Below are 19,238 nucleotides of genomic sequence, written 5' to 3' on the forward strand. Positions count from 1 at the left end.
GCAGTTGGGGGCCAGACGGTGTCCGCCCGCGTCCCGCGCCGAGCGGGCGGACGGCCGGGGCGCGCACGAGCCGCCCGCCGGCTTCAGTCGTTCCGCGGGCGCGCCGTCCTCGTGGCCCGGATCCGCTGCGTGAGGAAGAGAGCCGCACGGTCCAGTGCCTCGTCGGCCTCGTCCAGGATGCCGGCGAACGCCTGGAAGACGTGAGGTACGTCGGCGACGACATCCAGGACCACGTCCACCGCGGCTTCCCTCGCCCGAGCGGCGAGGCGCGTGGAGTCGTCCAGGAGGATTTCGTTGGTGCCCACCTGCAGGAGCATCGGCGGGAGTCCGGCCAGGTCGGCGAGGACGGCGGGGCTGAGCAGGGGCTGGTGCGGGTCCTGACCCGCGGAATACAGGGCCCCGGTGTGCTCAAGTCCCGCACGGGTGAAGTACGGGTCGGCGCCGGCCCTGGTGTCCATGCTCGGCCCCGTCCGGGTCATGTCGAGTCCCGCGGAGAACGCCACGATCGCGGAGGGCATGGGCAGACCGGCGTCACGGGCGGCGAGGCACGTGGTGACGGCGAGGCCGCCGCCGGCGGAGTCCCCCGCGAACGCGATGGCCGACGGGTCCTCGCCGCCATCGAGCAGGGCGCGGTACGCGCTCAGCGCATCCTCGATCGCGGCCGGGAACGGGTGCTCGGGGGCGAGCCGGTAGTCGAGCGAGAGCGCCCTGAACCGGGTTCGGCTCACCAGGTTCCCGGTCAGCGACAGCGCCGTGTGCGGCGAGCCGACCACGTAGGAGCCGCCGTGAAAATAGAGGATCGTCCCGGCTCGTGGGGCGTCGTGGGGCTCGACGAGCAGGGCGGGCCGGGCGCCGAGCGTCGCGGCTCGGGTGCGTATCCCCGTCGGGACGATCATCTCGGCCATCATCGCCCTGAACCCGGCCCGCAGCTCTTCCACCGACCCCGGGCCTTCTGTGCCCTCCGGGCTCTGCGAACCCTCTGCCCCGGCGGGTCCTTCGCGCCGCGGACGGCGGATCATCGCGTCGATCTCCGCGCGCTGCTGCCTGCTCATGGTCGCCTCCATCGCGAGTACATGCCCAGGAATCATATGCCTGGGCATGCAGGTAAGATATATGCCATGGCATCCAAGTCAAGTGACGGCATCGACCTGCCGGCCCTCTTCGCCGATCTCGTCCGCTGCGAGACGCGTCTCTACAACGCGCTCAACGACCGACTCCGTGAGGGGCACGGGATCCTCACGTCGCAGTTCGAGGCCCTGCGCTTCCTGCGCGACCGCCCCGGATCACGGGTGGCGGAGCTCGCCGTCGAGTTCGCGATCGGGATCGGGGCGAGCAGCAAAGGAGTCGACCGCCTGGAGAAGCAGGCCTGGGTCGTGCGGCGGCCCCATCCGTCGGACCGCCGGTCGTCGCTGCTGTACCTGACCGACGACGGCCTGCGGCTCACCGAGGCGGCGGAGGCGACGTTCGCACGGACGCTGGCGGAGCTGACGGCGGGCACCCTCGACGGCCCCGCGGGGCCCGCCGTCGCTCAGGTCCTTTCACGGCTGCGCTCCGCGCTCGAACGCGAGCAGATCGGCCTGCCCACGGGCTGACTCCGACCGGAGGGCGCCTGCGCGGGACGCGTCTTCGTACGTGACGCGCTCAGTTCGGCATACGACGCGCTCAGTTCAACGCGGCCGCGAAGGAGCCGACTTCGTAGGAACCTCCCCGCTGGTGCACGATCACGGCGAGCCGGTTCGCCGCGTTGATCAGGGCCACCAGGGCGACCAGCGCCGCGATCTGGTCGTCGTCGTAGTGCTTGCGCACCGCTGCCCACGTCTCGTCGGAGACACCCTCGTGGGCATCGGCGAGCCGGGTGCCCTCCTCGGCGAGCGCGAGCGCCGCCCGCTCGGCGTCGCTGAACACGGTGGACTCGCGCCAGGCGGCGACCAGATTGAGCCGTACCGCCGTCTCACCGGCGGCCGACGCCTCCTTGGTGTGCATATCGATGCACCAGCCACAGCCGTTGATCTGGCTGGCCCGCAGCGACACCAGCTCCTGGGTGGACGCCGGCAGGGGCGACCGGTGGATCACCAGGGCGGCATTGGCGAAGCGCTTGGCGAACTTCGCGGCGATCTCGTTCTCGAACAGGTTGAATCGAGCGTCCATGACCTCGTCCTCACTCGTATCGGCTCATAGCGTTGCGCTGGACGGACACAAGACGCCGCCCGCCCGCCCGCCGTGACAGATCCGCGATGTGACGTGGACCATGGCTCACGGATGTCACAGAACCGCGGGGTCCGGCGTCTCGTGGGCGTCCCAGTGGAGAGCGAAGAGCGAGGAGCAGCCAGTGAAGAACGAGCACAGCGAGGGGGCCGGGGAGACGGCCGGGCGGCTTCCCGGCGACGAGGGCGCGGGCCCCGCCACCGAGGCGTTCGTGGCCCACCGGAATCTGCTGTTCACCGTCGCCTACGAGATGCTCGGCTCGGCCGCCGATGCCGAGGACGTGCTGCAGGAGACGTGGCTGCGGTGGTCCGGTGTCGATCTCGCGGCGGTGCGGGACCGGCGTGCCTATCTGGTCCGGATCACCACGCGGCAGGCGCTGAGCCGGCTGCGGACCCTCGGTCGCCGCAAGGAGTCCTACGTCGGCACCTGGCTGCCCGAGCCCCTGCTCACCACTCCGGACGTGGCCGACGACGTCGAGCTCGCCGACAGTGTCTCGATGGCGATGCTGCTGGTGATGGAGACGCTCACGCCGACCGAGCGGGCGGTGTTCGTGCTGCGTGACGTGTTCGGCCTGGAGTACGACGAGATCGCCCAGGCCGTGGACAAGAGCCCGGCCGCGGTCCGCCAGGTCGCGCACCGGGCGCGGGCGCATGTCGCGGCGCGGCGGCCGCGCGGGGCCGTGTCCGCCGCCGAGACCAGGGACGCGCTCGACGCGTTCCGGCGGGCGACCGACACGGGTGATCTCCAGGGCCTCCTGGACATCCTGGCGCCCGATGTGGTTCTCCTCGGTGACGGTGGCGGGATCAAGCAGGCGGTGCTGCGTCCGGTCGTCGGCGCGGACAAGGTGGCCCGTCTGCTGGCCCACGGGCTCGGCAGGATCGCGGCAGCGTCGCTGCGGCCTGCACAGGTCAACGGCTGGCCTGCGCTGGTCCTCCACCAGGACGGCGACGTCGACACCGTTCTGGCCCTGCGCATCGACGACGGCCTCGTCACTGGGATCTATGCCGTACGCAACCCGGAGAAGCTGTCCCACATGGACCGTCAGGCCCCCCTTCTGCGTCACTGAGACCGGGTACGCGCAGGCATCCATCCGTTGTGCGAAGTGACATTTCGCGCCGCTTCCCACGGGCTTATACCGTCGGGTCCATACCGTTGAGTCCATACCGTCGGGTCCATGGGCTCGAATTTTTCGACGGCCGAGCAACTCACCGCTGCCTTGCGGGCCGGTGAAGTGATCTCCGCGGAACTGACCGCCGCGGCGATCGCCCGTTTCGAACGGGACGACGATGCGATCAACGCGATCTGCGTGCCGGACTTCGACCGTGCGCGGGCCGCCGCACGCGGCGCCGACCAGGCGCGTGCCCGGGGGGAGGACCGGCCCCTGCTCGGCAAGACCAACGTGCCCGTGGGGCTGCAGGACATCCCTCGGGCTGCTGGCGAGCCGCCGGTCTGCCCGCCACCGCCGTACCGACGGGCCGGTCGCCCGAAGGTCTGCCCGTGCGAGTGCAGCTCATCGGTCCGATGATCGAGGACCGCACCCCACTGCGGCTGGCCGAATTGCTTGAACGGAAGATCGGCGGCTTCCAAGTGCCGGAGTAGGGCGCGGACGCCATCCGGAACGGCATCCGCCAGTGCCAATGCGTCGGCGGTCGGCCGATGACCGAGAGGTCCAACTCTTCTACAGGTGGCGCAAACGAGCCATTCCGCTTATCGGACCGACATGTCCAAATGTGGGCCCTGCCTGGCCGAAATGAATCGAATGTGCAGGTGGGCAGCCGTGGAGCGCTTGGAGACCTTGCCGAATTAGTGTCGTCTCCATTGAGCCACCGCATCGAGCTGGGCCCACATAAAAGGTTGAGCCTCGCACGCAAGTTGGCCTTACTTTCTCTCGCTCGTCGCCGTTGCCTCGGTGAACCGATTGGCCGCGAGCGGAATATGACCGGGTCTGATACTCACAGTGCTTGAGGAGCCACGACGATGAAGAGAAACATCCGTAAGACCCTTGTCGGCTTTGCGTTACCGGAATGATGGCCGCCGGCCTCACCGTCGGGACCGCGGCAACAGCATCGGCTGCATCCCTGTGTCCCGGCTCGTTGATCGACACCTACTACAACAAGACGTCCGAAGGAACTGTCGTCAGCAAAGTCCAGCTGTACTACTCGTCGGCGAACAACGGAACCGACTGCGCTGTCAACACCGCGGTGCTGTATGCCGGGAAGACAACCCAGCTCTCCGTCTACATAGGGGTCGGGTCGACGTACGACGGCGACATGGGGAATTACACGTCCTACGCAGGCCCAGTGAAGGTGACTGGAACCAACGGTCGTTGCGTCGACGTCGGCGGGAGCGCCGCGAACACGCGCGACGGAGGCCCGGGAGAGATCATCTGGAGCGTCGACCCGGGTTCCGTGCACTGCGGATAGAGGCATGTGGACCAGGGACGTTCACCGCTCGGCGGATGAACGTCCCTGTCCATACGGCTCGTAGAGCGGGCGGACCCGGCGTCGAACGGCAACGTCCCCGGGGCGTCCGCCGCGTGACCGCCACTGAAGCGTGCCGGCGCGCTACACCCGCCCGGCGGCCATGCCGATCAGGCGGTCGAGTACGCGCCCGCCGCTGACCCGCAGTCCGTCGTGCTCCCATTCGTTGGTCACCCAGGCCCGCAGCCCGCCCACGGCGTCGGCGGTGGCCAGCGAATCGGCGGTGTCGACGTACATGTCGTCGTGGTAGACGGCGGCGAACACCGGGACCCGGTTGGCGGCCAGGACGTCGGGGGCGTACAGGTCGGGCCAGTCCGTGCGCCGGGCCAGGAGGTCGGCCGTCTCTCGCAAGGGGCGCAGCGCCGGGTCGGTGTCGAACATCCAGGGGTAGATCATCTCGCCGGTGAACCGCACGGGCGCGCCGTCGGACAGGGCCTGGGCCGCGTCGAACTCGGGGAACTCGTGACGTACCCGCTCGGCGGCCCAGCCCGTCGGCCCCGGGTCCACCGACCGCTGCCCGTAGATGGATTCGTGCAGCACGGCGTAGAGCGGGCCCTCGGCGAAGGAGAGCTTCGCCTGGACGCCGGCCAGGAAGGCGTCGGAGAGCTCGGGGCCGGCGCCGCCGTGCACCCAGGCGTCTTCGAGCAGGTAGTGCAGCACGTCGGAGCCGTTGCCGGTGCCGAGCATCAGGCCGAGCGACTGGAAGGCCTGAACGGTCAGGGTCGCGCCGTCGGGCAGTTCGGCGGGCGCGGCGAGCAGGTGCTCGGCCACCCGGCGGACGGCCTCGACGTCCTGCGGGTAGCGCGCGTAGTGCGCGGCGTTCTTGCGGGCGACCCGCGGATAGGCCGCCCGGTACACGTCCGTGGCGCTGCTGCGCAGGCCCGCGAGGCCGCCGGTGACCAGCGCCTCGCGCAGTCCTTCGGGGGCGAGCGACAGATAGGTGAGCGTGCAGAAGCCGCCGAAGCTCTGCCCGAGCAGGGTCCACCGGCCCTGATCGCCGAGCAGCCGGCGCCGGATCAGCTCGGCGTCACGGACGATCGAGTCGGCGCGGAAGTGGGAGAGGTAGTCGGCCTGCTGGGCCGCGCCCCCGCGCAGGGGCAGGGTCTGGCGGTTCGCCGGGGTGGAGCGTCCGGTGCCGCGCTGGTCGAGCAGCAGGACCCGGTAGTCCTCCAGCGCCCGGTCGAGCCAGCCGTCACGGCCGAGCGGCCTGCCCGCCCGTCCGCCGGGGCCGCCCTGGAGGTAGAGCAGCCAAGGGAGTTGGGAGGTGTCCCTGCCGGCCGCGACCACCTCGCGGGCGTACACCTCGATCTGCTCGCCGTGCGGCGCTTCGTGGTTCAGCGGCACCTGGAAGCGGTGGTCGGTCAGGACGACACCCGGCTGTCGGATCACGGCGGACATGAAGCTCCCTGTCTGCGGTCTGCGGTCTGCGGTCTGCGGTCTGCGGTCTGCGGTCTGCGGTCTGCGGTCTGCGGTCTGCGGTCGATGCTCTTGCGGGGCCCACGGCACCGGTGGTTCGGGGGCTGTGCTCCGCGCCCGCCCTCGCGGCCCGGCCGGGCGATCCCGTCCCGACACCGCCCGGCCGAGCGGCCGCCCGGTCGTGCCAGGCGCGGTGCCGGCGCCCCCTGCGTACGGTAAGCGAGGGGGCCTGCGGCGGTCGCGGCGGCCCGTGGTGTACGAAGTTCTACGTGACCGAAGAGAATCAGCCGCCGACCGTCCGCGTCTTCATAGCGCTCGCCCCGCCCGACGAGGCGAAGGACGAGCTCGCGCGGGCGCTGGCACCGGCCTACGAGGCCTACCCGCGGCTGCGCTGGAACCGCATCGAGGACTGGCACATCACCCTGGCCTTCCTCGGGGAGCTCCCGGCCACGACCGCCCCGCAGCTGGTTGACCCGCTCGCCGCTCTCGCCCGGACGCGTCGAGCGCTGCGGCTGTCCCTGCGGGGCGGCGGGCACTTCGACGAGCGGGTGCTGTGGAGCGGGATCGAGGGCGAGGTCGACGAGCTGCACCGGCTCACCGCCGACGTGCGCGGGGTGGTCGGGCAGTGCGGGGTCGTCTTCGAGGACCGCGTCTTCCGGCCCCATCTGACCCTTGCTCGGGCGCGCCGCGACGACGTGTCCAGCGTGCGGGAAGCCGCCGAGGGCCTCGCCGGGTTCGTCGGTCGGCCGTGGCTCACCGCACGCCTGCACCTGGTCGCCAGCAACGTGGGCCGGGGCCCGGGGCCGATCCGCTACCGGGACATCGCGGCGTGGGACTTCGACGGCGGACGCTGAGCCGACGCCGGCCGAGCACGGCCACGGTCGAGCCCGGCCGCACCCACGCGTGGGCCCGGCGCCCCCAACGGCCTTACCCGATCGGGTAGTTCAGCGTGCGCCGAGCAGATGGTCCATGGCGAGCTGGTCGAGGTGCTCGAAGGCCATGCCGCGCTCCCCCGCCGCCTCGACGTCGAACTCCTCGAAGGCGGTGCGGTCGGCGAGCAGCCCCGCGAGGCCGTCGTCGGCGGTGGGCCGGGCGAGGTCGTCCAGGCGAGCGGCGCGCAGCGCCTCGCGCACCTCGGGGTCGGCGCGAAATGCGGCCGAACGCTCCTTCAGGATCAGGTAGTTGCGCATGTTTCCGGCCGCCGATGCCCACACCCCTTCGATGTCCTCGGTGCGCGGCGGCTTGAAGTCGAAGTGCCGGGGGCCCGTGTAGTCGGAGGATTCCAGGAGGTCCACCAGCCAGAAGGCGTCGCGCAGGTTGCCCGATCCGAAGCGCAGGTCCTGGTCGAACTTGATCCCGGACTGCCCGTTGAGGTCGATGTGGAAGAGCTTGCCCGCCCACAGGGCCTGGGCGATTCCATGGGTGAAGTTGAGGCCGGCCATCTGCTCGTGCCCGGTCTCGGGATTGACGCCGACGAGCTCGGGGCGTTCCAGGCGTTCGATGAAGGCGAGGGCGTGGCCGATGGTGGGCAGCAGCATGTCGCCGCGCGGCTCGTTGGGCTTGGGCTCGACGGCGAAGCGCAGGTCGTAGCCTTGCTCGGTGACGTACTGGCCCAGCAGGTCGAACGCCTCCTTCATCCGGTCGAGGGCGACGCGAACGTCCTTGGCGGCACCGGATTCGGCGCCTTCGCGGCCGCCCCAGGCGACATAGGTGTGGGCGCCCAGTTCCACGGCCAGGTCGATGTTGCGCAGGGTCTTGCGCAGCGCGTACCTGCGGATGTCGCGGTCGTTGGCGGTGAACGCCCCGTCCTTGAACACCGGGTGGGTGAAGAGGTTGGTGGTGGCCATCGGCACGGTCATGCCGGTGGCGTCGAGTGCCCGCCGGAAGCGCTTGACGTGCGACGCGCGCTCGGTGTCGGAGGCGCCGAACGGGATCAGGTCGTCGTCGTGGAAGGTCACGCCGTACGCGCCAAGTCCGGCCAGGCGGCGCACGGTCTCGACCGGGTCGAGGGCGGGCCGGGTGGCGTCGCCGAACGGGTCGCGCCCCTGCCAGCCCACGGTCCAGAGCCCGAAGGTGAACTTGTCGTCGGGGGTCGGGGTGAAGCGGTGCGTCATGCTCGTCGCCACCTTCGCGCGGGGTGTGTCCGACGATCGCGACGATCGCCGTAGCTATTTGTTTTCTGTCTTACCAAATCCAGACTCCCCACATACTGCACGACCACATCGGGTTCCGTAACCCCGTCCGGTCGCCTAGGTTGGTCGAGCCCTTTTTGTCGCCCCCGATTGCAAATGGCATGTACGACGCAGGAGAGGTGCCCCGGATGTCGCACGACCCGGTCGTCATCGGCGTGGACAGTTCCACCCAGTCCACCAAAGCCCTGTTCGCCGACGCCGCCACCGGCAGGACGCTCGCCGTCGGACGCGCCCCACACCGCGTCACCGGCTCCGGGGGCGCCCGGGAGAGCGATCCCGATCAGTGGTGGCAGGCGCTGCGCGAGGCCGTCGCCAGGGGGCTCAAGGAGTCGGGCGCCCCGGCATCCTCCGTACGCGGCATCGCGATCGCCGGACAGCAGCACGGGCTCGTGGTCCTGGACCGGGGCGGCCGGCCCCTTCGCCCGGCGCTGCTCTGGAACGACACCCGCTCCGCCCCGCAGGCCGCGGCCCTCGCCGGACGGCTGGGCGGCCCGCGCGGCTGGACCGACCGCACCGGTTCCGTGCCCGTCGCCGCGGTGACCGCCGCCAAATGGGAGTGGCTGCGCGAGCACGAGCCGGCCACGGCCGAGCGCTGCGCGGCCGTCCGGCTGCCGCACGACTTCCTCACCGAGCGGCTCACCGGTGTCGCCACGACCGACCCCGGCGACGCCTCGGGCACCGGCTGGTACTCCACCGCCACCGGCACGTACGACCACGAGATCCTTCAACTCCTCGGCCTGGAGAGGCAGTTGCTTCCCGACCTGGCCGCGACGGGCGGCACCCGCGTCGGAGGTCTCACCGCGGCCGCCGCAGAGGCCCTCGGGCTCCCGCCCGGCGTCGCGGTGGCCGCGGGCACCGGTGACAACATGAGCGCCGCCGTGGGTCTCGGGCTAGGCGGCGCCGGCCTTCTGGACCACCCCGCCCTCAGCCTCGGCACCTCGGGCACGGTCTTCGCCGCGACCCGCCACCGCCCCGCCGACCCCGCGCTGAGCGGTTTCGCCGCCACCGACGGCGCCTACCTCCCGCTGGCCTGCACCCTGAACTGCACACTCGCCGTCGACCGGATCGCAGCGCTGCTCGGCCTCGGGCGCGACGACGCGGCACCCGGCGGCGAGGCGGTCCTGCTGCCCTACCTCGACGGCGAGCGCACTCCCGACCTTCCGGCCGCCTCGGGACTCCTCACCGGTCTGCGCCACGCCACCACACCGCACCAACTCCTCGGCGCCGCCTACGAGGGCGCCGTCGTCACCGTCCTGCGCGCGCTGGACGAAGTGCTGCGCGCCTGCGGCCTCGACCCCGCCGCGCCCGAGGTCGCGACCCGGCCGCTGCGCCTGATCGGAGGCGGAGCCGGGGGGCGCACATGGGTCGAGACGGTACGCCGTCTGTCCGGGCGGCCCCTGATCGTTCCATCGAGCACGGAACTGGTGGCGGTCGGTGCGGCCGCGCTCGCCGCCTCCGCCGTGTCCGGCGCCGACCCCGTCCTGATCGCCCGCTCATGGAAGGCCGGCACCGTCCGCGAACTGCCGCCATCGGAAAGGGACTTGGCCACCTGGGACCGCGTCGTTTCGGTGCTCGACAGCGCCACGACGACGTTGCTCGGCAGCCCGTAGCGAAGGGGCCGCGCCCGCGACGGGGCCCGCGGCCCCTTCGGCCCGCCCCCGGCGGGACAGCGGCGCGGGGCCGATGACCGCCGCCGCGGCGACCCGATCCGGCCACGGGCGGAGCGTGACGGCGCCCTCGTCATCGTCACCTTCGCCTCGCGTCCGCCGCCGCCACCTTGTCCGAAACTCGCACCATCACGCACCGTCACATACGTGAGATCCTCAGATCATCGGGGCATGAGGACTACCAGGGGGTTTTCCATACACCTCCCCTTCACGCCTCGGCGGGTGCGTCACAGAGAGTGAAATTCTTTGGGGCGCTGACGCCGTTCCAAGCACCGGGACTCAAGAGACAGGCAGGGCACGACGTGGGCGCAGACGAACTCGCCTTCTGGCTGCGGGCGCGCACCGTGGGCGGCACCATCATCATCGAACTGCACGGCGAGCTGGACATGCTGGCCCACGGCGAACTCGGGCCGCGCATCCACGCCCTGGTGTGCCGGGGCGGCGCCGACGTGATTCTTGACCTGCGGGCGGTGACCTTCCTCGACGCCGGCGGCATCCGACTGCTTCTGGCGGTGCGCGACCACGTGGCCCGGTGCGGCGGTGTGCTGCGGCTGATACGCGGCACTCCCCGCATCTCCCACGTGCTGCGGATCGTCCGCCTCGACGGCTCCTTCACCATGCTGGACGCGCTCCCCCGCGCGTTCGCCGGGGAAGCCGGCGCAGACACCGGCGCCCCTTGCGCCACCGGGACCGGTGCCGACATCACCGGCACCGGCACCAGCACCAGCACCGGCGTCAACACGGGCTCCGATGCCGGAATCAGACCGTCCGCCTGACCGCCGATCAGCAGCGCCGGTCTCGCTGCGACTACGCGTCCCGTGCCGGGTTCCGCAGGGCCTGGACGAGTCCAGCCACCAGGTTGGCCCGTTCGGCCATGGTGTCCACCACCACGTATTCGTGGTCGGCATGGGCGCCGCCCCCCACCGCCCCGAGCCCGTCGAGGGTGGGCACCCCCAGGGCCGCCGTGAAGTTGCCGTCGCTTCCGCCCCCGACCGCCTTCCCTTCGAGGCCGGGCACCAGTCGCTGGGCCACCGCGAAGAGCCCGGCCGAGGCGGACTCGGGCATCGGGGGCCGCCCCACGGCGCCCTCGACCCTGAGCTTCGCCCCGTCGAGGTGCGGGGTCAGCGCGGCGAAGGCGGCCTCGATCCGCTCCTTCTCCTCGGCCGACTCGACCCGTACGTCCACCGTGACGGTGGCCGCGGCGGGTACGACGTTGTCCAGGGTCCCCGCGGACGCCACGGTCGGGGTGACGGTCGTGCCGATGCCGGGCCGGCCGAGCGCGGCGATCTCCAGGACCTGGTGAGCCGCCTCGACCAGGGCGTTCACCCCGGCCTCGGGTTCGAGACCGGCGTGCGAGGCCCGTCCCTCGACGAAGACCTGGAACGTGCCGCAGCCCTTGCGGCCGGTCTTGACGCCTCCCCCGTCGGCCGCGCCCTCGCACACCAGGACGGCGCCGCACGCGAGGGCGCGCTCCTCGATGAGCGCGCGCGAGGCGCGGGAGCCGACCTCCTCGTCGGCGGTCACCAGGATCTCGACGCCCGAGCGGTCGTCGAGGGCCGCCACCCCGTGGACCGCCTGCACCAGACCGCCCAGCATGTCGAAGACACCCGGTCCCGTCACCCGTCCGTCCGCGACCCCGAACGGGCGGCGCCCAAGGGTGCCCAGCGGAAAGACGGTGTCGTGGTGGCCGAGGATCAGCACCGCGGGATCGCCCCCGCCGGACCAGTGGACGTGCGGTCCCGCCTCGCTCTCCACGAGCACGGCACGGCCGCCGAGACGGTTCTCGATGACCGTGGCCACGGCTCCGGCCGATGCCGCCAGGGCGTCGAGGTCGCGCGACGGCGACTCGACCTCGACAAGAGTCCTGAGATCCTCGATCATCGCGTCCACACTCACCGGGACCGCCGTGCGCATCGTCATCCGGCCAGGTTAGTGAACGCGCACCCGGCCGCCCCGGCCAGGTCCCCGCCCGAACTACTGCCAAAAGGACATGTCGATGGAGCCGCACAGCGGGTACTCGCCCAGTGAGGCCCCGAAAGCGGCGACGTACGGCATGCAGAGGTGAGTGATGTGACCGCACCCGAGGACGGGACCACCCCGGATACCCGGACGGGGCGAGACAGGGGGAACACCTTGATCGGCGTGCGGCCCCGCACCGATGTGGACCTGGCGCTCAAGTACCTGACGGCACGCTCGGAGGCGCCCGCCCAGTTCGCCCTGGGTGTGGCCGCCGCCTACAACTGGGCCACCGGCCGCGCCCCCCGCGCCCCCGTCACGGGCACGGCCGCCCGGCATCGCGTACCCGACCTGCCCCTGCTGACCGCCGAGGTGGACGCGGCCGTCGTCCAGCTCGAGGATCCCACCGCCCAGAGCGGCGCCCGGGACTTCACCCGCGGTGTGCACGACGGCCTCGCCTGGGTGTGCGGCTACAGCGACCAGCGGATCTGAGCGGTACGGCCCCCGGCCCCGTGCCGTCGAACCGCCCCGGCACGGACGGTCAGGACACGTCCGTAGGGAACGGTCAGGACGCGTCCGTACGGGAGAAGACGTGCTCGTCCAGGATCAGCCCGATCGCGACGGCGACCGGGATCGCGACCAGGGCTCCGACGATGCCGAGCAGCGCGCCCCCGAGGAGCACGCCCACGACCGTGACCAGCGGGTGCACGTCGACGGCGAACCGCATCACGCGGGGCACGATCAGATAGTCCTCGGCGACCCGGAACGCGACGTAGAACCCGGCTGTCGCGAGGGCCACGGGCAGGGAGACCGACAGCGCCACCAGGCTGACGACGAAGCCGCCGATGGTGCTGCCCACGATGGGGATGAGGTCCATCAGAGCGATGAAGACGCCGAGCGCCGCGGGATAGGGCACGCCGAGGGCCACGCACCACAGGAACGAGGCGAGGCCCGCGATCACCGAGGTGACGACGTTGCCGAGCATGTAGCGGCCCACCCGGTTCAGGATCTCGTCGGTCACCTCCTTGGCGTGCGGGCGCTTGCTGGCCGCGACGAAGCGCAGACAGAACCGCTTGAGGGACGGCAGGAACGCCATCACGTACACGGTCACCACGATGACGACGACCGCAGAGGTCACCGCCCCCACCACGACCCGGCCGGCGCCCAGCAGACCGCCCGCCAGCCCGGCCGCGCCGCCCGACGAGAACTGCTGCTTGACCTTGTCCAGGACGTGGTAGCGGTCCTCGAACCTGCCCAGCGTCGAATTGTGGTCGTGCACGTCCCGCAGCCAGCCGGGCACCGCCTTGGCCAAGGCACTCACCTCGTCGCTCACCGGCGGCACGACCAGCGCGAGGAACCCCGCGAAGACGCCGAGGAGCACGACGAGCACCACGAGTACGGCCCAGACGCGGGGCAGCCGGTGGCGGGTGAGCCAGGCGACGACGGGTTCGAGTGCGAGCGCGCTGAACACGGCGAGCAGCAGCAGGGTCAGGAGACTGCCGACCTCCAGGACGGTCTGGACGGTCAGCCACGCCAGTGTGGCTCCGAGGCCGAGGCCGAATCCGACGGCGATCCACGATCTGCCGCCGACCACGACCCTTCTGCCGGCGCTCCGGGCGCCCGCCGGGCCCACCGTGGACCGCTCGACGGGCTCGGGGCCGTCGCCCTCAGGCCGGGCCGCTGCCATCACGGTCCTCGTCTCCGCCCGGCGCGAGTGAGGCGCGGGCGTGCGGTGAGTGCATCTCCCAGTACCTCTCTGCGAGGCCGCCGTTGCCGGTCGCTTCCAGCTTCGACCCTAGGCAGGGATCCGGCCACCGGCGTCGGGCGACGGTGGCGCCGCCGCCATCCGGCCGAGGGCGGCGGGCGGCCCGCCGCGCCGGGGCAGCAGGTGCACGGAACCTCTGCGCCGGCCGGCACTCCGGTCACATCGGCGACCACGTGGCCTGGCTGCTGGTGGGCACGGCCCCGCTCGATGGCCCGGCCCTGCCGGGCATCCTCATCGGCTGACCGGTCGCGCGCGACACGCGCGACGGCCCCTCGTTCGCTCTGGGGGCGCGAGGGGCCGTCGTGACGCGGGCGCTCCGTCACATGGGGTCGATGCCCCTGCCCTCGGACGCCATCCGGCTCTGCTCCTGCAGGTGACGCGCCTTCTCCTTCAGCCGACGGCGCTCCTCCGGGTCGGTGGCACGCTCCGCGGTCCGCTCCAGCTCCTCGGCCTTCTGGCTCAACTGCCGGGCACGCGCACCGAACTCGTCTGCGACGCTCATGATCACTCCTGCGAATCGGGTGGGGTACAGCTGGCCCAAGCCAAACAGGGCCCCGCCCTGAACGCATCCCGAACAGTCACACACGGTGACAACTCGGGGTAGAGGACGTCTCCGGGGAGGAGCTCAGCCTCCGGCCGTCTGCGAGTGGGCGGCCCGGTCGGACAGGTCGTTCAGGTCGAGCGGCCTCGCCGGCGGGTCCGGCACCGCCAGTCGCTGCTCGGCCCGGCCGTCGGGCGTGACGCGGAGCAGCATGCCGGGCTCCATCAGACGCCAGTCGGGGTGATCGTCCATGGGCTCGCTGGCGACGACACACGCCGGGGCGTCGGCCAGGTCCCCGGAATGCACACGCATCCGGCCCGCGGTGCCGCTGTGGTCGAGGTGCCGGGCCCCGTGCGGGCCGCCCGCCTCACGTTCCAGTACGTACAGCTCGTGCGTGGCGGGGTAGCGCAGCGCCCAGAGTTCGTCCGCGGTGATCAGGACGAAGTTGAGGGAGTAGACCGGCAGTTGGGCGGCGATCCAACGGGTGGCGCGCTCGATGCCCCGGCCGATGTCGCCGCCCGCGTCACGGACCTCACGGGTGATCAGGGCGAAGACCCGTTCGGAGTCCGTGTCGCCGCGCACCAGGCCCATGTCCTCTCCGAGGTGGGCCTCCAGGGCGGGGAGGTCCTCGATCACCCCGTTGTGGGCGAACAGCCGGCCGTCCTGCTGGAAGGGGTGGGTGTTGGCGGCGTTGAGGCCGCCGGTGGAGGCCAGCCGGATGTGGGCGAGGAAGGTGGCCGAGCTGATCCGGCGCGCTTGGCGGGCGAAGTCACGGTCCGCGTACGCCGCGTCGGGCGCCTTGCGGACCTGGGGCGCTCCATCGGCGTCGAAGTATCCGAGTCCCGTCCCGTCCGGGTCGCGGTGGCTCTGCGCGCTGAGGCTGTCGGGGGCGTCCAGGAGCCAGAAAGTCGCCCGGCTGCGGCGCGGGGCACTGCTCAGTCCGAACAGACGGCACATCGACGCCACCTCCACGCTCGCTCACAGACCTGGGCCCGTCGGGGCATCGTGCCCCGCCGGCCCGATGAACGCAACGCGCCGGGAGGGCCGGCCGCGTGCGAGGCGGGAGCCCGCCGGTGGTTGGTGGTGGGGGGTGGTTCAGGCGGGGGTGCTGAGGGTGAAGGTGGCTCCGTCGGGGTCGCTGACACGGACCCAGGGCCCCGCGGGTGAAGTGCCCTCGGCAAGCACCGTCGCACCGTTGGCACGGGCGGTACCGGCCACCGCCTCGGGATCCTTCACCGTGAAATGCGTGTGCCAGTGCGGACGCAGACCCGGATCGGGAGCCGCCTCCACGGCACCCGACGTCAGCCGCGCCACCACATGCCCGCCGTGCCGCAACACCACCTCGTCGTGCTCGTACCGCACCTCACAGCAGCCCGGCCGCTCACACGCCCAGTCCAGCACCTCCCCGTAGAAGATCGCCGCATCGAACGCATCCCGCGTCCGCAACCGCGTCCACGCCGGCGACGTATCCCGCCACACCTCCCACTGCGACACCAACGGACCCTGCCACAACCCGAACACCGCCCCGTCCCGGTCCGCCGCCAACACACCCCGCCCCGTATGCAGAGCCACCGGACCCACCCCCACCGTGCCACCCCGCTCCTTGATCCGCGCCACCGTCACATCCGCGTCCTCCACCGCGAAATACGGCGTCCACGCCACCGCCACCCGAAGCGCCGGAGCCAACGCCCCGATCCCCGCCACCGGCACCCCACCCGACGACGCGATACGAAACTCCTCACCCAACGCCCCCGACCGGAACGACCACCCGAACACCGCACCATAGAAATCCAGCGCCGCACCCAGATCCCGAGCCATCAGGCTCACCCAGCACGGCACACCGAACACGGCCTCACCAGAGCGGAGTCGGGCGGTGGAGTCTGTCGATGGGGGCGTCACGAAGGGCCTCTTTTCCAGGTTGTTCCGGGTGGCTGCCGGGTGGCTTCCGGGTGTCGGCGCACACCGGTGATGGTCGTTCCACTATCCCGCCGCCGAGTCGGGGGTGCCCGTCGGCGGGGACGGGGCCGACGGGGGACGGCGCGACGTCCCCCGCCCCCCTTCCCCCGTGCGGCGGAGGTGGCTCGTGTTGCGGATGCCGCCGTACGGGTCATGCTGGAGGAATCCGCGCTGTGCTCACCTGGCTACTTTTAGTAGTCCTTGCGTGGCTGCGGACGCGGGAGTGGCCGGCGAGCCGCTCCCGCCGACAAGGGAGCCGTAGTGGTAGCCAACGACAGTCCCCGCCAGTACACCCTGAGCCTGCTCGCGACGCCGGACCGCATACCTCAGGTCCGCCGCATCGTCGCCGCTCATCTGCGCCACTGGCGGTTGGAGAACATCATCCAGCCCGTCAGCCTCGGCGTGTGCGAACTTCTCACGAACGTCCACCGCCATACCGAGGGCGATCGGCCCTGTGTGCTCGAACTGCGGTGGGCGCGCGGGCAGTTCGCCGCGTCCGTCGCGGACGGCGACCCGCGCCTGCCCCGCCTCCAGGGGCCCCGGCCCTTCGCCGAGCGCGGTCGCGGACTCGCCCTCATCGCCCACCTCAGCGACAGCTGGGGCACTCAGCCCACGTCGGACGGCAAGGTCGTCTGGTTCACGCTCACCGCCCAGCCACAGGCGCTCCGCCCGCTGCGCGCGCTGCCCCCGACGCCGACGCTGAGCACCACCGTGAGCGTGTCCGACCTGCCGCGCCTCGACACCCTCGTCCACGAGCGCCCGGCGCGCCCCGACCAGTGGTGCCTCAGCGACGCCTGAGACCACGGGGCGTGGGGAAGGCAACCCCTGCGCGCGGGGTGCCTTCCCCAGGTGACCTGACGGTCGCGGGAGGGGCGTCAGGCCGCGAGTTCACCGATCAGGGTCTCGCAGAACGCCTTGAGGTCGTCCGGCTTGCGGCTCGTGATCAGGGTGTTGGGACCGCCGGTGCAGACCTTCACCTGCTCGTCGACCCACGTGCCGCCCGCGTTGGTGATGTCGGTGCGCAGGCTGGGCCACGAGGTGAGGGTGCGGCCGCGCAGCACGTCCGCCTCGACGAGCGTCCACGGCGCGTGACAGATCGCGGCCACGGGCTTGCCCAGGTCGAAGAAGCCCTTCGCGAAGGCGACGGCGTCCTCGTTCATGCGCAGCGCGTCGGGATTGGCCACGCCACCGGGCAGCACCAGCGCGTCGTAGTCGTCCGGCCGTGCCTGGCTCACGGTGCGGTCCACCGCGAAGGTGTCGGCCTTGTCCAGGTGGTCGTAGGCCTGGACGCGACCCGAGTCGGTGGAGACCAGTTCCGGGGTGTGGCCGGCGTCCTTCACGGCCTTCCACGGCTCGGTCAGCTCGACCTGCTCGATGCCTTCCGCCGCCACGAGAAATGCCACCTTCATGGTGTCGCTCCCTTCCGAGTGCACCGCGCCGATCGCGGTGAGGTTCATGTCGTGTGGATGAGCTTCGCGTCTTCCGAGTGAGGCTCAGGTCTTCTTGAGGTACCGGCGCGGCGCCCACCCCGCCGTGGCCGGCGCGCCCGACGCGGTGTCGGCGGCAAGGGCGGGGTGGTGGGCCGTCATGGCCCATGTCCTCGCGCTGCCGCGAGCCGTACCCGGTTCTGGCCAGGCAGCGCTCGCCGTGCGCGGAGCCGACTCGGACGATCGTTCCCCCGTCGTGGGGGAGCATGCGTGCCAGTGCGGTGTGCGTGCCTTGCGCGAAGCCGAGGTGGCTCGCGGCCGAGGCGGCTCACGTCGGTGACGCGCCGGAACTCCTCCGCGCCCGAAGCGGGGCTGTCGGGCACGTGCATCACTCCACTTTTCCGTCGTCGCCGTCGCTCGCTCCCCGGCCCGCGAGAATCCGTGCGCGGGGGCTCACGCCCTCCCTACGGCTACCCGAGGCCGCCCCTCCCCGCCACTCGGCCGCTCACCGCCTTCTCGCGCGTGCGGGGGCGGGGGGCCGCCCCTAGGGTGACGAGGGACGGGCCCCCGCGCCGCGGAACTCGTGGCCCCGGGGCGGTTTCCCCGTGCCCGCTACGGCCACCCGGACGGGGAAACGTCGCGTCAGCCACCCGTGAGGAGTCCCCATGACGGAATACGGCTACTTCCTGTCCAGCGAGGAGCACACGCCCGCCGAGCTGGTGGAGCAGGCCAGAATGGCGGAGCAGGCCGGCTTCACCTCGCTGTGGATCTCCGACCACTACCACCCGTGGAACGGCGAGCAGGGGCAGAGCCCGTTCGTCTGGTCGGTGATCGGGGCGCTCTCCCAGGCGGTCTCGCTGCCCGTGGAAACCGCCGTGACGTGCCCGATCGTCCGGATGCACCCGGCCGTCGTGGCCCAGGCCGCGGCCACCAGCGCCGTGCAGCTCGACGGGCGGTTCCGGCTGGGCATCGGCAGCGGGGAGGCGCTCAACGAGCACATCCTGGGCGATCCGTGGCCGGAGGCCGCCGTGCGCCTGGAGATGATGGAGGAAGCCGTCCGGGTGATGCGCCAGCTCTTCACCGGCGAGCAGGTCAGCCATCACGGCAAGCACTACACGGTGGAGAACGCCCGGCTCTACACCGTGCCCGACGAGCCCGTGCCCATCGATGTCTCCGCCTTCGGACCGCTCGCCGCGGAGGTCGCGGGACGGATCGGGGACGGCTTCATCACCATGGCGCCCGACGCCTCGTCCATCGAGCGGTTCCGGCGCAGCGGCGGCGGCAGCAAGCCGGTGATGGCGGGGCTGAAGGTGTGCTGGAGCGCGGACGAGGACGAGGCGCTGCGCACCGCGCACCGGCTGTGGCCCAACGAGCAACTGCCCGGCGAACTGGCGCAGATCCTGCCGACCCCGAGCCACTTCGAGCAGGCGTCCGAGCTGGTCACCCCCGACCGTGTCCGCGAGAACGTGACCTGCGGACCCGACCCGGACGCTCATGTGGCGGCGGTCAAGGGGTATGTGGATGCGGGATTCGACACCGTCTACATCAACCAGATCGGCAAGGACCAGCAGGGCTTCTTCGACTTCTACCGCACCAAGGTGCTGCCGCAGCTCGGCTGAGTCCGCCCCGCACC

General features: G+C 71.6%; 20 protein-coding genes. 10 read left to right on the forward strand and 10 right to left on the reverse strand.

What is annotated here, in order from left to right:
• Nucleotides 1-83: 83 nt before the first annotated feature.
• Nucleotides 84-1,052, reverse strand: coding sequence for an alpha/beta hydrolase (locus OG432_RS01565; RefSeq protein ID WP_328306903.1), 969 nt, complete (start codon nucleotides 1,050-1,052; stop codon nucleotides 84-86).
• 66 nt (nucleotides 1,053-1,118) lie between these two features.
• Between OG432_RS01565 and OG432_RS01570 the strand changes: the two genes are divergently transcribed.
• Entirely contained in the window at nucleotides 1,119-1,592 is a 474-nt protein-coding gene (locus OG432_RS01570) for a MarR family winged helix-turn-helix transcriptional regulator (RefSeq protein ID WP_328306905.1), read from the forward strand.
• A 70-nt stretch (nucleotides 1,593-1,662) separates the two neighbouring features.
• Here OG432_RS01570 and OG432_RS01575 read toward each other — a convergent pair whose 3' ends face one another.
• The gene (locus OG432_RS01575; protein WP_328306907.1) at nucleotides 1,663-2,148 is read right to left on the reverse strand and encodes a carboxymuconolactone decarboxylase family protein; all 486 of its coding nucleotides are present in this window, start codon (nucleotides 2,146-2,148) and stop codon (nucleotides 1,663-1,665) included.
• A gap of 181 nt (nucleotides 2,149-2,329) precedes the next feature.
• On the opposite strand from OG432_RS01575, the gene OG432_RS01580 reads away from it, so the two are divergent.
• The 3 genes from OG432_RS01580 to OG432_RS01590 all read left to right on the forward strand — a co-directional run bounded on the left by OG432_RS01580 (nucleotide 2,330) and on the right by OG432_RS01590 (nucleotide 4,628).
• Nucleotides 2,330-3,271 (forward strand): RNA polymerase sigma-70 factor, encoded by a 942-nt coding sequence (locus OG432_RS01580; protein ID WP_328306909.1) that lies wholly within the window; start codon nucleotides 2,330-2,332, stop codon nucleotides 3,269-3,271.
• 108 nt (nucleotides 3,272-3,379) lie between these two features.
• On the forward strand, nucleotides 3,380-3,730 hold the full coding sequence (locus OG432_RS01585) for a hypothetical protein (protein WP_328306911.1): 351 nt from the start codon (nucleotides 3,380-3,382) through the stop codon (nucleotides 3,728-3,730).
• 499 nt (nucleotides 3,731-4,229) lie between these two features.
• Entirely contained in the window at nucleotides 4,230-4,628 is a 399-nt protein-coding gene (locus OG432_RS01590) for a hypothetical protein (protein ID WP_328306913.1), read from the forward strand.
• A gap of 141 nt (nucleotides 4,629-4,769) precedes the next feature.
• Here the strand turns inward: OG432_RS01590 and OG432_RS01595 are convergent, their stop codons facing one another.
• Nucleotides 4,770-6,083: an alpha/beta fold hydrolase gene (locus OG432_RS01595; RefSeq protein WP_328306915.1), complete on the reverse strand. Its 1,314-nt coding sequence runs from the start codon at nucleotides 6,081-6,083 to the stop codon at nucleotides 4,770-4,772.
• A gap of 287 nt (nucleotides 6,084-6,370) precedes the next feature.
• Between OG432_RS01595 and thpR the strand changes: the two genes are divergently transcribed.
• Nucleotides 6,371-6,955 carry an RNA 2',3'-cyclic phosphodiesterase gene (thpR, locus tag OG432_RS01600; RefSeq protein ID WP_328306917.1) on the forward strand — a complete coding sequence of 195 codons (585 nt, stop codon included), beginning with the start codon at nucleotides 6,371-6,373 and terminating at the stop codon, nucleotides 6,953-6,955.
• Between the two features lie 90 nt (nucleotides 6,956-7,045).
• Here thpR and xylA read toward each other — a convergent pair whose 3' ends face one another.
• On the reverse strand, nucleotides 7,046-8,215 hold the full coding sequence (gene xylA, locus OG432_RS01605) for a xylose isomerase (RefSeq protein WP_328306919.1): 1,170 nt from the start codon (nucleotides 8,213-8,215) through the stop codon (nucleotides 7,046-7,048).
• 206 nt (nucleotides 8,216-8,421) lie between these two features.
• Between xylA and xylB the strand changes: the two genes are divergently transcribed.
• Together xylB and OG432_RS01615 are read left to right on the forward strand one after the other, a co-directional pair.
• The gene (xylB, locus tag OG432_RS01610) at nucleotides 8,422-9,903 is read left to right on the forward strand and encodes a xylulokinase (protein WP_443058539.1); all 1,482 of its coding nucleotides are present in this window, start codon (nucleotides 8,422-8,424) and stop codon (nucleotides 9,901-9,903) included.
• 359 nt (nucleotides 9,904-10,262) lie between these two features.
• Entirely contained in the window at nucleotides 10,263-10,736 is a 474-nt protein-coding gene (locus OG432_RS01615; protein ID WP_328306923.1) for an STAS domain-containing protein, read from the forward strand.
• 31 nt (nucleotides 10,737-10,767) lie between these two features.
• Here the strand turns inward: OG432_RS01615 and OG432_RS01620 are convergent, their stop codons facing one another.
• Entirely contained in the window at nucleotides 10,768-11,880 is a 1,113-nt protein-coding gene (locus OG432_RS01620; RefSeq protein WP_328306925.1) for a M20 family metallopeptidase, read from the reverse strand.
• A 222-nt stretch (nucleotides 11,881-12,102) separates the two neighbouring features.
• Between OG432_RS01620 and OG432_RS01625 the strand changes: the two genes are divergently transcribed.
• Complete coding sequence (locus OG432_RS01625; RefSeq protein WP_328306927.1) at nucleotides 12,103-12,408, forward strand: hypothetical protein; 306 nt, start codon at nucleotides 12,103-12,105, stop codon at nucleotides 12,406-12,408.
• 73 nt (nucleotides 12,409-12,481) lie between these two features.
• On the opposite strand, the gene OG432_RS01630 is transcribed toward OG432_RS01625, so the two are convergent.
• From OG432_RS01630 to OG432_RS01645, 4 genes are all read right to left on the reverse strand, one after another.
• Nucleotides 12,482-13,603 (reverse strand): AI-2E family transporter, encoded by a 1,122-nt coding sequence (locus OG432_RS01630; protein WP_328306929.1) that lies wholly within the window; start codon nucleotides 13,601-13,603, stop codon nucleotides 12,482-12,484.
• 397 nt (nucleotides 13,604-14,000) lie between these two features.
• Nucleotides 14,001-14,183: a DUF6381 family protein gene (locus OG432_RS01635; protein ID WP_328306931.1), complete on the reverse strand. Its 183-nt coding sequence runs from the start codon at nucleotides 14,181-14,183 to the stop codon at nucleotides 14,001-14,003.
• Nucleotides 14,184-14,306: 123 nt separating this feature from the next.
• Nucleotides 14,307-15,179 (reverse strand): class II glutamine amidotransferase, encoded by an 873-nt coding sequence (locus OG432_RS01640; protein ID WP_328306933.1) that lies wholly within the window; start codon nucleotides 15,177-15,179, stop codon nucleotides 14,307-14,309.
• A gap of 138 nt (nucleotides 15,180-15,317) precedes the next feature.
• Nucleotides 15,318-16,040, reverse strand: a complete 723-nt coding sequence (locus OG432_RS01645; protein ID WP_328314962.1) for a VOC family protein — start codon at nucleotides 16,038-16,040, stop codon at nucleotides 15,318-15,320.
• 399 nt (nucleotides 16,041-16,439) lie between these two features.
• Here OG432_RS01645 and OG432_RS01650 point away from each other — a divergent pair, with 399 nt between their 5' ends.
• A complete protein-coding gene (locus OG432_RS01650) occupies nucleotides 16,440-16,976 on the forward strand; it encodes an ATP-binding protein (protein WP_328306935.1) in 537 nt (178 codons plus the stop codon).
• A 77-nt stretch (nucleotides 16,977-17,053) separates the two neighbouring features.
• Here the strand turns inward: OG432_RS01650 and OG432_RS01655 are convergent, their stop codons facing one another.
• Complete coding sequence (locus OG432_RS01655; RefSeq protein ID WP_328314963.1) at nucleotides 17,054-17,587, reverse strand: type 1 glutamine amidotransferase domain-containing protein; 534 nt, start codon at nucleotides 17,585-17,587, stop codon at nucleotides 17,054-17,056.
• Between the two features lie 683 nt (nucleotides 17,588-18,270).
• Here OG432_RS01655 and OG432_RS01660 point away from each other — a divergent pair.
• The gene (locus OG432_RS01660) at nucleotides 18,271-19,224 is read left to right on the forward strand and encodes an LLM class F420-dependent oxidoreductase (RefSeq protein WP_328306937.1); all 954 of its coding nucleotides are present in this window, start codon (nucleotides 18,271-18,273) and stop codon (nucleotides 19,222-19,224) included.
• Nucleotides 19,225-19,238 lie beyond the last annotated feature (14 nt).

It is taken from the genome of Streptomyces sp. NBC_00442 (assembly GCF_036014195.1).
Lineage (GTDB): Bacteria > Actinomycetota > Actinomycetes > Streptomycetales > Streptomycetaceae > Streptomyces.

What these genes read in the sequence shown, in the direction of transcription:
- OG432_RS01570 (WP_328306905.1), top strand. Translation starts at nt 1,119, where the DNA reads ATGGCATCCAAGTCAAGTGACGGCATCGACCTGCCGGCCCTCTTCGCC.
- OG432_RS01640 (WP_328306933.1), bottom strand. Translation starts at nt 15,179, where the DNA reads ATGTGCCGTCTGTTCGGACTGAGCAGTGCCCCGCGCCGCAGCCGGGCG.
- OG432_RS01595 (WP_328306915.1), bottom strand. Translation starts at nt 6,083, where the DNA reads ATGTCCGCCGTGATCCGACAGCCGGGTGTCGTCCTGACCGACCACCGC.
- OG432_RS01655 (WP_328314963.1), bottom strand. Translation starts at nt 17,587, where the DNA reads ATGAAGGTGGCATTTCTCGTGGCGGCGGAAGGCATCGAGCAGGTCGAG.
- OG432_RS01620 (WP_328306925.1), bottom strand. Translation starts at nt 11,880, where the DNA reads ATGACGATGCGCACGGCGGTCCCGGTGAGTGTGGACGCGATGATCGAG.
- OG432_RS01645 (WP_328314962.1), bottom strand. Translation starts at nt 16,040, where the DNA reads ATGGCTCGGGATCTGGGTGCGGCGCTGGATTTCTATGGTGCGGTGTTC.
- OG432_RS01630 (WP_328306929.1), bottom strand. Translation starts at nt 13,603, where the DNA reads ATGGCAGCGGCCCGGCCTGAGGGCGACGGCCCCGAGCCCGTCGAGCGG.
- xylA (WP_328306919.1), bottom strand. Translation starts at nt 8,215, where the DNA reads ATGACGCACCGCTTCACCCCGACCCCCGACGACAAGTTCACCTTCGGG.
- OG432_RS01660 (WP_328306937.1), top strand. Translation starts at nt 18,271, where the DNA reads ATGACGGAATACGGCTACTTCCTGTCCAGCGAGGAGCACACGCCCGCC.
- OG432_RS01575 (WP_328306907.1), bottom strand. Translation starts at nt 2,148, where the DNA reads ATGGACGCTCGATTCAACCTGTTCGAGAACGAGATCGCCGCGAAGTTC.
- OG432_RS01585 (WP_328306911.1), top strand. Translation starts at nt 3,380, where the DNA reads ATGGGCTCGAATTTTTCGACGGCCGAGCAACTCACCGCTGCCTTGCGG.
- OG432_RS01565 (WP_328306903.1), bottom strand. Translation starts at nt 1,052, where the DNA reads ATGAGCAGGCAGCAGCGCGCGGAGATCGACGCGATGATCCGCCGTCCG.
- OG432_RS01590 (WP_328306913.1), top strand. Translation starts at nt 4,230, where the DNA reads ATGATGGCCGCCGGCCTCACCGTCGGGACCGCGGCAACAGCATCGGCT.
- xylB (WP_443058539.1), top strand. Translation starts at nt 8,422, where the DNA reads ATGTCGCACGACCCGGTCGTCATCGGCGTGGACAGTTCCACCCAGTCC.
- OG432_RS01635 (WP_328306931.1), bottom strand. Translation starts at nt 14,183, where the DNA reads ATGAGCGTCGCAGACGAGTTCGGTGCGCGTGCCCGGCAGTTGAGCCAG.